The sequence below is a fragment of the Rickettsia endosymbiont of Orchestes rusci genome (assembly GCF_964030945.1).
In the GTDB taxonomy this organism is placed as follows: Bacteria; Pseudomonadota; Alphaproteobacteria; order Rickettsiales; family Rickettsiaceae; genus Rickettsia.
Window position 1 is genome coordinate 659,107 of record NZ_CAXIQG010000004.1, and the last position, 12,552, is coordinate 671,658.

A 12,552-nucleotide genomic window follows, 5' to 3' on the forward strand; every position below is an offset into this window, starting at 1 on the left:
TTTTGCATGGCTCGGAATCATTAGGCGTTGTTGCATGGCTCGAATTTTCGATGTCATTCCCGCGCAAGCGGGAATCCAGAAAAAAGTACCACAAAGTCATCCTGAAATAATTTCAGTATCTTTTTTAATAGATACTGAACAAGTTCAGCATGACAAAGAAAAACCTGGATTCCCGCTTTTAGCTAGAATGACATACGGCACTTTTTTAGAGCCATGCAACAACGCTGAATCATTACAAAAAACACCGTCATTGTGAGGAGGGACAAAGTCACGACGCGGCAATCCAGGCTATCTCGAATGTAATGAGGGATTTAATTAGAATGCCAAATATAGGTAGCAAGTTTAGCATAATAAAAAGAAACTGGATTGCCACGTCGGTACTACGTACAGCTAAATTCAGAAAGATTTAGACAAGATGAATTTAATGGTGAGCCTGCGGAGCGTACTGGAGTACGTGAGTACAGGCGAATCCAGAAAAATTCGCTTGTATCAAGCTTTATGAATGACGCTGTACCTCCTCGCAATGACGAGTACGTAGCAACCCCTTTCACCAATTAACGAGAATATAACTCGATTACTAAATTAACTTCAGGCTCAAAAGGATAAGGCACATCGGAAAGTACCGGTACTCGGATAAATTTTCCGGAAAACGAAGTAGCATCGAACGATAAATAGCTAGGTGCGGTCTGACCTTGCTTTGATACCGATTCCAAAACAACTGCCATTTGCTTAGTAGAATCTTTAAGCTCGACAACATCCCCTTCTTTCAATCGCATACTGGCAATATCGGCTTTCCTGCCGTTTACTTTGATATGACCGTGTGAAACTAATTGACGGGCGGCAAAAATTGTCGATACGATATTCATCCTATATACTACGGTATCAAGTCGACTTTCAAGTAGCCCGATAAAATTCTCCCCGGTATTACCTTTCATTTTTTGGGCAAGAGCAAAAATATTCCTAAATTGCTTTTCATTAATACGACCGTAATGACATTTTAGTCGTTGTTTTGCTTTTAAGTGTAAACCATAATCGGAAGTTTTAATCATGGTATTTTGCCCGTGCTGACCGGGACGATAATTTCTAGTGTTAAAGGCGTCTTTACTATCTCCCCATAGGCTAACACCCAATCTTCTACTAGCTTTATACTTAGAACTAACGATTTTTGTCACTATTGTATTCCCTTGTAATTTATAACAATATTATTTATTACAAAAAATATATACATTTCTTACATTAAAGTCAATCCTTGATTTTTATAGTCAATTGATTATATTGAAAACAAATTTTTAAAAAATATCCCTATGAATTCAATAGCCCATGCAACAACACTTATTACTAAGGATAGCCATAACCGCGGTACCGTTAAAGACTATATTTCGCTTATGAAACTACGAGTCATGTCTTTGGTAATTTTTACGGGATTTTCAGGCGCGTGGCTTGCGCCCTCTTCTATCCATCCTTTTATTGCTTTTATTGCGGTGCTATGTATTGCGCTTGGTGCCGGAAGTGCCGGAACAATCAATATGTGGTATGATAGAGATATCGACCGACTAATGAAACGTACGCAAAAAAGACCGTTAGTAACTAAAGCTATAGAAGCTGACGAAGCTTTATCCTTTGGGATAATAACGGCATTTTTTTCGGTATTTTTTATGGCTTTGTGCGTTAACTTTCTTGCTGCCGCATTATTATTATTTACTATTTGCTACTATATTTTCATTTATACGATGTGGTTAAAACGCTCTACCGTGCAAAATATCGTTATCGGCGGGGTTGCCGGTGCTCTTCCTCCTATGATCGGCTGGGTTGCCGTTACTAACGAGATATCGCTTGGATCATTTATTTTATTTTTAATTATTTTTATCTGGACGCCTCCCCATTCTTGGGCCTTGGCTCTTTTCTGTAATGAAGATTATAAAAATTGTAAAGTGCCGATGATGCCGGCGGTGAAAGGTGCTTATTATACTAAAAAACAAATTCTTATTTATAGTATCGCCCTGTTTATTACTTCCCTTATGCCTTTTTTTATAAAAATGAGTAACTTTACATATCTGATAATTGCCGGCATACTGGGAATAATATTTTTATATTATTCTATTTCGTTATTTCGTGATACGTCTGATCATAAGCAAGCAAAAAGGCTTTTTGCTTACTCAATATTTTATTTATTTGCCATATTCTTAGCATTGGATTTTTGTAAAGTGTAGTAAATTGCTACAACCTTTTATGTCATTCCTGCGAAAGCAGGAATCCAGACTTTTTTTGTCATGCTGAACTTGTTTCAGCATCTTTTTTAGTAGATCCTGAAATAAATTCAGGATGACTATAATTTTTCTAGATTCCCGTTTTCACGGGAATGACAAGCGTCACTTAAAACAGCTTTTTCAAACCCTTCTGTAATAATTTATTAACCGGATCGTTAGTTTTATTATCGTTATTCTCTTGATTATTTTCTTGCTGATTATCTTGAGCTTCCGTAGATTTCTTTTTACCGATCCCTAGCGCATTCTTAATAATATTTTCAGGCTTAACGTCACCTTTCTTTAAGTCTTTAACAACACTATTTAGGACGTTTTTAACTAAATGCGTTTGTAGAGCTTTAGCATCTAATTTATGCTGCGGGTTATTTAGAAAGCCGTATAGTTTAACACCTAAAGGCGGTAAGCTTCCTATAGTAACACTAGCATTTATATCCATCATATATTGCGGTAAATTAATTTGACCGGCAGCAGTAGCAATAGCCGGTGAAGCATCAAGCCGGCATTCGGTTAATTTGACGATACCGTTTTCAATATCGGCAGCAGCAGCTAAATTATTAAAAGCCGTTTCTCCACCGGCAAAAGAAGAATTAATTACTCGGATAATCCCTTCGGCATTTTTAACGTTATTTACCGCATCAACTATTTTATTTAAATCAAAGCCGCTTATTTTACCGTTTAAAGCATTCATACTAAATTTTCCGCCTAGGTTGCTTATATATTTATAGCTACTATTTCCACGAGAATTAAGATCGGCTTTTAGACTTAACTGTCCTTCAGTTACTTTAATTTTACCGCCTTGCGGTACGATATTTCTTAAATGAGCATTTTTTAAATCAATTTTAAAAGAAGCCTCTTGGTCTTTACTCGCTTGTACATAGCCGCTGATATTAAGCTGTCCGCCGTAAATATTAGAAGTAATCGAACTAATATTTAATTTGCCGTTTTCTATATTTAATTTTACTCTCAAACTATCTAGAACTAAAGTATCTTGAGTAAGCTTATCTATAGAAGCGGTAAGACTTCCGGTAATTGAGTTTAAAAAAGATAAACCTATTGGATTATTTGACCACGGCGCGGCGTCACCGGAAATATTTTTAGCAGCATTTTGACCGCTGACATTTACATTTGATGAACTCGTTGGAGTCGGAGCAATTATTTTATCTAAATTAACTAACTTACTCTGTAAATCTAGCGTAAAATTTGGTTTTGTGCCGCTTAAGTTAACATTGCCTTTAACTAATATGTCAGTGCTGAAAATGCCTATTTTATCATTTACTTGAAAAATATCACCGGTTTTTTGCACTTCACCACTAATTTGCAACGATCCGACAGAGCCGGAACTGTTAACGCCAAACAAACTCATAAAAGAATCAGCATTATTAATTTTTAAGTTATGAGACACTAATATATCCTTTTGCATTTTAATCTTAATCATGCCTTGCAGATTACTATTTGCGGCAATGAAGTTGATATTTTGTAAAGTTATTTCCTGTGGATTATAAATTAAATTAGTAGTAAATGTTAATTTTTGATTGGTAACAGGCGGGAATTTAGCCGGTTTTATATTTAAAGCCGTAAGTAGCAGTTGAATCGCTTGAGCTTGCAGTTTGATATCACCGTTAAAAATAGCTGACTTATCAACATTAGAAGTTAAATCAATTACAATGTTACCGGGGTTTAAAGCTATATTTGATTTGATATTATTTTGACCGATATCGTAATTAGCCTGAGCCGTAAGCTCGATATCTTTAAAATTAAGCCTAGCATCTTTTATAACTATTTGTTTGTCATCGGCTATTAGGGAGGTTATTAACTCATAATCACCTTGCAACAAAGACGGAACGCCAAAATTCTTGCTATTACCTTTAATAACGGCAGTAGCTATAAAGGAATTATTATCGATATCAAATTTCCCCTCGACTTTAATTTGTGTGCCGACGATATCGATAAAAGCATCTATAGGGATGATTTTTGCAAGCTCTGCTATGTTCCCTGTAATATTAATTTGTTGCCCTAAAGCGTTCACTCTCAAGGTACAATCTATCGGACCTTTGATGCTATTGATTTTGCCGTCTAAATTTATATTATCAAATATTTTTCGCTCTTTACCTGTAATATAAGTCAATTTCCCGTTTACGATTTTGATATGCTTAATAAAAATAGGTAATTCTACAGGATTATTCTCAATGACATTATTCTCAATAATATCATTCTTGGGAGCGGCAACTTTGCTTTCTGCCTTAGTCATTTCCCAGTTTTTTCGTCCATCCGCTAATATCTCTAAATTAATAGTCGGTTCTTGTAGCTCAATACTCGCTATTTCAATTGAACCGGTAATAAGCGAGAACAGGCTAAGAGCCGCTTTAGCTTCTTTTACCTCAACTAAAGCCGGCTCTTTCGCTCCTTCTATAGATGATAATTTAACTTCTTGCAGTTGCACGGAAGGGTTTGGCAGTATCTTAAGTTTTATATCACCGTTAATTATTAGATCACGTCCCGTTGCTTCTTTAACTTTACTGATTATTACTCCTTTATAACTATTTAAAGGTATAAAAAAAGGTATGATAATTAAAGCAACAACTATAATTACAAACGTAAAAATCGAGTATTTTAAAGCTTTGGACATCTTTTATTCCTAAATATATGCATATTCTTAATTAATACAAATTTAAGGGGCTTTGTCACTCTAAATTTTATTATAGTCATGATTGATATTAATGCCGTATGTCATTCTCGCCTGCGCGGGAATGACATCGAAAATTTGAGCCATGCAACAACGCCTAAATTTAGGAAGAAATAACCTCAGGAGTGTAAACGACATAATCTTTAGTAATAATAGGAAAGAAAATTTTAGTAAAAGGCAATAATTCTATTTTTTTGTCTAGAAATTCTATTTCTATTAGATCGCCTGCGCCAAAATTAAAAATATTTTTTATTTTACCTAAAGGCTTCATTGATTGATCAAATACGGGTAAATTATTTAAATCCGTTATATAAAATTCATCTTCTTCTAACTCCGGCAAAACCTCTCTTAAACAAAATAATTTATAGCCTTTTAGACTTGCCGCCTCTTCCCTATTTGATATTTTATTAAATTTACAAATTAAATTTCCTTGAGAATTTTGATTAATTAATTTAATATTAATATCTTCGCCCGATTTATTTACTAATTTCATTTCGGCAATGTTTGCCGCGGGGTCAGTAAAAGATTTTATAATAACATTTCCTTGCACACCGTGAGACGATGTTATTACACCAACTAAAATTAAATTTTGCGATAAAGTCATTAATTTGCCTTTGAATTCTAATAGTTATAGGTAATAATATTTAAAAAGCTTTTATAAACTACATAACATGATAAAAAAAATAATTGCCTTTACTATAATTAGCGTTGCGTTATTAATATTTATAATATTTAGCGCTTCATTTCTTATTAATTATAATTCTATAGACAAAAATTTTGTTGCTCATTTTGGTATTACTGCCCCGAATATCAAGAAAGTAACAGTAAATAAATTTCCTTTTCCTTATTTAATTATTGAATCAATAACCGAAGAAGGGAAAATAGAATTAGAAAAAATAGAAGTTCATTTTTCATTTTGGTCGTTCTTAAGCTTCAAGCCTAAAATTAACCGCCTTAATATATTAGATGCTAAAATCTATTCAAATGACAATAAATTAAATATTTACGATCATGAACAATTAATAAATATTTTTCTGAATTCTAACTTAAAAGATATAAAGCTCAATATTACTAATTTAAATATTATTAATAAGCAAGATTATGCTATTTTGAATTTTACTAATTGTTCCTTAGGACAAGAAAATAATTTATCGTCTAACATTTTATTTAAAGCAAACCATAACATAGGAGAAATTTCGGGTTCTGTTAAGCAAAATAATGACCTTATAGATTTCAATCTAAATATTAATAATAGTAATTATAGCCTTAAGATATCGGAAGCTTATAAAAATTCTAAACTAGGAACTAAATTAGAAAAGGGGACCGGCGAATATCAAATAAAAAATTTAGCCGCTTTTCTGTACAGTATTTTACCGGAGTTAAATCATATTTTTAGCAAATTTAAACAAACTGAACCTATAAATATTAAATTTAATATTTTAGCGGCAGAAGATATATTGCAATTAAAAGATATAACGATAAATTCGTCTTTTGTTTTAGGAAAGGGGGTAATGGATATCGGTAAAAATAATAAAGTTCCGAACCTCATTACCTTACATTTTCCTAAAATAGATATAAATTCTCTTCTTACTTCAAATACTTCCGATCAATTTAATAGCATTCCTTCTAATTTGAGATTTATTTTTGCCGATAAATTATTAAAAACCGACATTACAATTGATGAAATAGTTTTAAGTAATAATGAGTCGTTAGATAAAATAATCTTTTCTTCTAACTTAACGGAAGGAATTTTAAAAGTAGAAGAGTTTTCAGGTAGCATTAGAACGGGAGGACAATTTAAGCTTACGGGAGACGTAACACAAAATTCGGTAAGAAGTATGTTTGACGGCAAGATTTCCTTAACTCACAATAATTTAAACTCTCTATTAGATATGTTAGGGTTTAGCAGCGCGACCGTGAAAGAAACCATCCCCTTTGTATTGTCCTCAGATTTAAAATTAACTTTAATAGATTTATATTTAAGAAATTTCTTATTGAAAACCGATAATCTTAATGTAACGGGTGATTTATCTACTAAATTTATAGCGTCTATTCCGCATGTGAATGCCACCCTTAATTTTTCTTTGCTGGATTTTACTAAACAAACTTACCCTATAATTTCACCGATTATCGGATTTATTGAAGACTTAACGAAAGATATGAAAAATTCAGATTATCTAAATAAATTTATCCCGATCAGAACATTAAATTGTTTGGCTAATTTAGATTTTACTATAGATAATATAAATTTTGCCGATAATTCATTTGAAAAAGTAAATTTATTAGCCAATATCTCGCCGGCTCATCTCAAAATTAATAATTTAGATATTCGAGCAGGTAATAATTATTTATCGACTAGTTGGGATTTAGAAGCATCGAATTTCAAGCCTATATTAACCGCGGAAATAAAAGACGGAGTTTTTGAAGCTAATTTTTTATCTCCCGCATCACTGCTTGCTTTAAGAAATAAGCTGTTTAACGAATATAGCATCGATAAAATTTCTTTAAAAATTTACGGAAAACTAACCAAATTATCTCAAAATGATTTAATAATAGAAAATCTTAAATTTTACATAGAAAATGACGATAATTTATTCAAAATTAATAATATAGAAGCAAATATGTTGGCAGGTAAACTTCAAGGAACAGGGAATATTTTACTAGACTCTAATTCTATCAACTTTGTTTATGCCCTTAATACGATTGATTTAACAGGATTATCGACTATTATACCTAAAATATTCCCCTCTTTAAACGGTCAAGCTAGTATAAACGGCAATTTTTCGACTAACGGCAATACATTAAAAAATCAATTATATAACCTTACTACGGAGTCGCAATTTGCAATAAATAATATAAAAATTAATAATTTTTCTATTGATTCTTTTATAGAAAAAATTAACTCACAAAATTACAATCCACAAAATCTTGACTATGATTTAAAAACTATATCATATGGACAAAATACAATTAGCACTATAAAAGGCGATATTAAGCTAGAAAAAGGTATAGCTCTCTTAAAGAATATAACTTTTAACACCCAATATAGTTCCGGCGGGGCGTCTATGGCCATAAATATATATAATTTTGATACGAATTTATCTTCTATTTTATCTTTTTATGTTCCGCGTATAACCTCTGATCTAAACGATCAAAACGCAAACGACCCAAATAATAAGGATATTCTGACAAATCTTAATATAAAACTTCAAGGAAATATTTTTAGTCCAAAACAAACTATTGATAGTAGCGAGTTAAAAAAATTATTTCAGATATCAGAAATTCCGGTAAAAAATCCTGCCGCTAACCCTTAAATTAAGGTATAATATATTGCTGTGAAATGAAGAGTTAAAATACGGAGTATATATTTGAAAAATGTAATTAAAATTTTTAGGTAATAATATGGCAACAATAAAATCTATAGAAGAAAATGTAAGCTTTGAATCGGCACTCGCCGAATTAGAGGATATCGTAAAAAAAATAGATGACGGTCAGGAAAGTTTAGAATCGGCAGTTAATAGTTTTGAAAGGGGAGTTTTACTAAAAAATTATTGCGAGAAAAAACTCCAAGAGGCACGTTTAAAAATTGAAAAAATTACTAAACTTGCAGATTCTACGGTAACTTTAGAAGAAATAGAATTATAAGGTTTGGAGTTGTCATATTGTAACAGTGTCATTCTTGCGCGGCACTAGCGTTGTTGCATGGCTCTAAAAAAGTGTTTTATGTCATTCCCGCGAAAGCGGGAATCTAGCCTTTTTTTTGTCATGCTGAACTTATTTCAGCATCTCTTGAAAAATATTCTGAAATAAATTCAGGAGGACTATAATTTTCTGGATTCCAGCCTTTAGCTAGAATGACATCGAAAATTCGATCCACGCAACAATACAGCTAAATTCAGAAAGATTTAGACAAGATGAATTTAAAGGTGAGCCTGCGCAGCGTATAATAATACGTGAGCACAGGCGAATCCAGAAAAATTCGCTTGTATCAAGCTTTCTGAATGACGCTGTACCTCCTCGCGGACGCTGGAATACGTAACCCATTACTGCACTTAATGATATTTATCAACAATGAGTAATATATGTTCGATCACGTAATTGATTTTCTCTATAGCATTCATAATATTACTTTATTCTTAATAATAAATATTATTTTGATGATTTTTTGTACCCTTTGTTTACATTTTACAAAATCTATCATTCCTAGTAATTTTCAAAAAGAAGAGCTAGGCAGTTTAGGAGGACTTTTATCCGGAGTGGTCGGCAGTATGTACGCAGTATTGGTAGGGTTTGTACTAATGTTTTTACTGGGTAATTTTAATAAAACTAAAGATACGGTGGCATCTGAATCGATAATATTAATGAGGCTTGCAGATACTATAAATTGGCTTCCGCCTTCAGTAAAATCAGATATTTATCCGGATATTAAGAATTATACAAAGGATATTATCACAAATGAATGGACATTAATGAAAAATGGAGAAAAAATTGATAATCAAGTACTTTCTTATCTACAAAATATTATCAAAATAGTTAAGGCTTATGAAGGAAAGGACTCAATGCAATTATTTATTAAGCAAAAAATATTTAACGAGATTCAAGACCTTTATACAGTGCGATATAATAGAATTAAAATGTCATATTTTTCCTTAAATATTCCATATTGGACTATTATATTTATAATGACAATCATTAATTTAATACTTGTTTGTATGCTCGGTACTAAACTCTATCTTCATAAAATTTTGGTTATGTTAGTTTGTATTACTTCGGCTTCAATGATATTTTTAATATTTATCTTAGATAAACCGTTTAGGGGAGAGTTTGCGGTCGATCAAACTGATTTACAAAATGCTATCTCTTATATAAACAATACAATTGCAGTATTTTAACGCGAACGGCGTTGTCGCATGGCTACCGGAATCGTCATTGCGAGGAGGCATTTATGCCGACGCGGCAATCAAGTCCTTGTCATGCTAAACAAGTTTTGCGCATCTTTTTTTAGTATATCCTGAAATAAATTCAGGATGACTATGTTTTTCTGGATTGCCGCAGCCACTTCGTGGCTTCGCAATGACGGGTTTTTTATTAATTATGAGCCATGCAATAAAGCTAACGCGAACTAAGTTCACGTTATTTTAATTCCTTAAACTTAATATATTTCTTGAGAATTGTCCTTTTCGGTAGGGACGTAATCAAAAATATTATTATCACCGACAAAATCATCAGATTCGAGCATACGAATGTTATTTACTTTAAATGCTTCTATAACACTACCTTGCGGAGTAACTTTTCCGGTTGCTCTATCTACCGCTAATAATTTTATCGACTCCGGTACTTTAAACGGCAGCGAAGGAATATCTTTATAAGCATTTTGCATAAAATCTATAAAAATAGGTAACACCACGTTAGAGCCTGTTGCCGATTTCCCTAGACTTTTAGGAGTATCGTAGCCAATATAACTGCCGACTACTATTTTTGGAGTAAAACCTATAAACCACGTATCTTTACTATCATTACTTGTGCCGGTTTTCCCCCCCATAATCTTCCCAAGCTTTTTGGCAGAGTATGCCGTTCCTCTATCTACTGCTCCAGTTAGAAAGGAAGTAATTTGATAATTGCTAGCCTCGTCTATAACCATATAAACATTCTCTGCCGGTATGTTTAGCGTTGCCGTTTCTAGGTCAAAATCCAAGACGTTACAAGATGGGCAAATTCTATTATCTCGGCGATAAATTATTTTGCCGTTGCGATCTTTGATCAATTCCACAAAGTGCGGCGAAATTTTTTTGCCGGAATTTGCTATAATTGCATAGGCATTAGTCATTTTTTCAAGCGTAGTTTCAATAGAGCCGAGTACCATAGAGTAAACTTTTTTCGGCTCATTATTAATCCCGAAACGTTTAATTATATCAACGATTTTTGTAAGACCCACGGCAGTAGCCACTCGAACAGTTATAAGATTTCTAGATTTTTCAAGACCGGTGCTCATAGTGATAGGACCTAAAAATTTCCCCTCATAGTTTTTTGGTCGCCAGCTAGGCATACCTTCACCTTGAGAGATTTCTATCGGTCCGTCATCAAAAATTTGATTAGGTTTTATGCCGTTTTCTAAAGCCGCTAGATAAACAAAAGTTTTACTTAAAGACCCGGGTTGCCGCAATGCTTGCGTTACTCTATCAAATTTACTGGCGGTAAAATCATAGCCTCCTACACTTGCCAGTACCTGACCGGTATTCGGATTCATAACCATAATAGCACCGTTTACCGCCGGAATTTGCCTAAGTGCATAATGATCTTTTACCGATTCAACCGCTATTACGTCACCTTTTTTTAGTATAGTTTTAACGGATTTTAGATTGCTTCTCGCCCAGTTCATTTCAGAAATAGGAATTTTAGCTTTTTTGCCGTTTTCAAGTCCAATTTCAGCGTAATTATCTGCCGCGTCCAATATCACGGCTAGCTTATATTCAAGAAGTGAGGGAGGAGGCGGTAAATTTTTTAGATTTTCTTGCCAATTCTCAAGGGTAATATTGGCGATCGGTTTCCTGAAACCGTATTTCCGGTCATATTCTCTTATACCTTTTCTAAGCGAATTTTCAGCGATTCCTTGCATTTCTGCATCTAAAGAAGTGATAATAGTCAGACCGGCCGTATAAAACTCTTCTTTGCTACCTAGCATTTTAATTACTTCTTCCCTTACTTGCTCTGCGTAGTAATCTGCCGTAATCGTTTCATTGCGATCTCGTTTTTGTAAAATAATCGGTGTGTCTATGGCCTCTTTTGCAGCTTCTTTAGTTATATAACCGTCCTCTAGCATGCGAAGGATTACATAATTGCGGCGTTCTTTTACTCTAGCATAATTTTTTTCGGGATTTAGATTTGAAGGTGCTTTCGGCAAGCCGGCAATAAAGGCTGATTCGGCAATAGTTAACTCTTCGATTGATTTGTTAAAATAATTCTGTGCTGCCATAGCTACGCCGTATGCTCCATGACCGAAAAATGTTTGATTAAGATACAACTCTAAAATTTGCTCTTTGGTGAAGGTATTAGAAATCATATAAGATAGTACGGCTTCTTTGATCTTACGCTTTATTGAGACTTCATTGGTTAGCAAGAAATTTTTAACTACTTGCTGAGTGATGGTAGAGCCTCCCTCCATTCGGCGATGATGTAGAAGGTTTGAGATATTAAGAATCGCCGCTCTGATTATACCCGGAATATCCACGCCAGGATGGCTAAAAAAATTCTTATCTTCTGCCGCAATAAATGCCTCGATTAAGGAATTCGGTACACTGTTAATAGGCACGAATACTCGACGTTCAAAGGCATATTCTTCCATCAATTTCCCGTCACGCGAATAAACACGAGTCACTGACGGAGGATAATAATTTGTCAGCTGTGAGTAATCCGGTAGATCTCTCGAATAATAATAGATTATATAGGCAACTACGCCAAAACCTATTAAAGCCAGCACGCTAAAAATTTTTAAGTAAAAATATAAAGATTTGTACATTAAGATGATTTTATGTTTATTAGGCTATGGTATTTTAACTAAGTTATAGAATTTATCGGGTCATATAGTTCTGTTTTGTCATACCGTGG

General features: G+C 33.4%; 10 protein-coding genes and 1 pseudogene. 7 read left to right on the plus strand and 4 right to left on the minus strand.

Annotation, left to right across the window (positions count from 1 at the left end; translation table 11 throughout):
* The first annotated feature begins 34 nt into the window (after nt 1–34).
* Entirely contained in the window at nt 35–256 is a 222-nt protein-coding gene (locus AAHM91_RS07325; protein WP_342270366.1) for a hypothetical protein, read from the plus strand.
* Nucleotides 257–366: 110 nt separating this feature from the next.
* Nucleotides 367–558 (plus strand): palindromic element RPE3 domain-containing protein, encoded by a 192-nt coding sequence (locus AAHM91_RS07330; RefSeq protein ID WP_342270367.1) that lies wholly within the window; start codon nt 367–369, stop codon nt 556–558.
* On the opposite strand, the gene rpsD is transcribed toward AAHM91_RS07330, so the two are convergent.
* On the minus strand, nt 555–1,172 hold the full coding sequence (rpsD, locus tag AAHM91_RS07335; RefSeq protein WP_253307917.1) for a 30S ribosomal protein S4: 618 nt from the start codon (nt 1,170–1,172) through the stop codon (nt 555–557). The genes AAHM91_RS07330 and rpsD overlap by 4 nt on opposite strands.
* A gap of 132 nt (nt 1,173–1,304) precedes the next feature.
* Between rpsD and cyoE the strand changes: the two genes are divergently transcribed.
* Nucleotides 1,305–2,210, plus strand: coding sequence for a heme o synthase (gene cyoE / locus AAHM91_RS07340; protein ID WP_342270368.1), 906 nt, complete (start codon nt 1,305–1,307; stop codon nt 2,208–2,210).
* Between the two features lie 163 nt (nt 2,211–2,373).
* On the opposite strand, the gene AAHM91_RS07345 is transcribed toward cyoE, so the two are convergent.
* Complete coding sequence (locus tag AAHM91_RS07345) at nt 2,374–4,890, minus strand: AsmA family protein (protein WP_342270369.1); 2,517 nt, start codon at nt 4,888–4,890, stop codon at nt 2,374–2,376.
* 160 nt (nt 4,891–5,050) lie between these two features.
* Nucleotides 5,051–5,551, minus strand: a complete 501-nt coding sequence (gene rimM / locus AAHM91_RS07350; protein WP_253307920.1) for a ribosome maturation factor RimM — start codon at nt 5,549–5,551, stop codon at nt 5,051–5,053.
* A 67-nt stretch (nt 5,552–5,618) separates the two neighbouring features.
* Here rimM and AAHM91_RS07355 point away from each other — a divergent pair, with 67 nt between their 5' ends.
* The 4 genes and pseudogenes from AAHM91_RS07355 to AAHM91_RS07370 all read left to right on the plus strand — a co-directional run bounded on the left by AAHM91_RS07355 (nt 5,619) and on the right by AAHM91_RS07370 (nt 9,839).
* A complete protein-coding gene (locus tag AAHM91_RS07355) occupies nt 5,619–8,261 on the plus strand; it encodes an AsmA-like C-terminal region-containing protein (RefSeq protein WP_342270370.1) in 2,643 nt (880 codons plus the stop codon).
* Nucleotides 8,262–8,349: 88 nt separating this feature from the next.
* A complete protein-coding gene (locus AAHM91_RS07360; protein ID WP_341793809.1) occupies nt 8,350–8,592 on the plus strand; it encodes an exodeoxyribonuclease VII small subunit in 243 nt (80 codons plus the stop codon).
* A gap of 226 nt (nt 8,593–8,818) precedes the next feature.
* A pseudogene (locus AAHM91_RS07365) lies at nt 8,819–8,962 on the plus strand (palindromic element RPE3 domain-containing protein); the annotation flags it as partial.
* Nucleotides 8,963–9,104: 142 nt separating this feature from the next.
* Nucleotides 9,105–9,839 carry a bestrophin-like domain gene (locus tag AAHM91_RS07370; RefSeq protein ID WP_341794138.1) on the plus strand — a complete coding sequence of 245 codons (735 nt, stop codon included), beginning with the start codon at nt 9,105–9,107 and terminating at the stop codon, nt 9,837–9,839.
* Between the two features lie 260 nt (nt 9,840–10,099).
* On the opposite strand, the gene AAHM91_RS07375 is transcribed toward AAHM91_RS07370, so the two are convergent.
* On the minus strand, nt 10,100–12,463 hold the full coding sequence (locus tag AAHM91_RS07375; protein ID WP_342270371.1) for a penicillin-binding protein 1A: 2,364 nt from the start codon (nt 12,461–12,463) through the stop codon (nt 10,100–10,102).
* Between the last annotated feature and the right edge of the window lie 89 nt (nt 12,464–12,552).

What these genes read in the sequence shown, in the direction of transcription:
- AAHM91_RS07325 (WP_342270366.1), top strand. Translation starts at nt 35, where the DNA reads ATGGCTCGAATTTTCGATGTCATTCCCGCGCAAGCGGGAATCCAGAAA.
- cyoE (WP_342270368.1), top strand. Translation starts at nt 1,305, where the DNA reads ATGAATTCAATAGCCCATGCAACAACACTTATTACTAAGGATAGCCAT.
- AAHM91_RS07345 (WP_342270369.1), bottom strand. Translation starts at nt 4,890, where the DNA reads ATGTCCAAAGCTTTAAAATACTCGATTTTTACGTTTGTAATTATAGTT.
- rimM (WP_253307920.1), bottom strand. Translation starts at nt 5,551, where the DNA reads ATGACTTTATCGCAAAATTTAATTTTAGTTGGTGTAATAACATCGTCT.
- AAHM91_RS07355 (WP_342270370.1), top strand. Translation starts at nt 5,619, where the DNA reads ATGATAAAAAAAATAATTGCCTTTACTATAATTAGCGTTGCGTTATTA.
- AAHM91_RS07360 (WP_341793809.1), top strand. Translation starts at nt 8,350, where the DNA reads ATGGCAACAATAAAATCTATAGAAGAAAATGTAAGCTTTGAATCGGCA.
- AAHM91_RS07370 (WP_341794138.1), top strand. Translation starts at nt 9,105, where the DNA reads ATGATTTTTTGTACCCTTTGTTTACATTTTACAAAATCTATCATTCCT.
- AAHM91_RS07375 (WP_342270371.1), bottom strand. Translation starts at nt 12,463, where the DNA reads ATGTACAAATCTTTATATTTTTACTTAAAAATTTTTAGCGTGCTGGCT.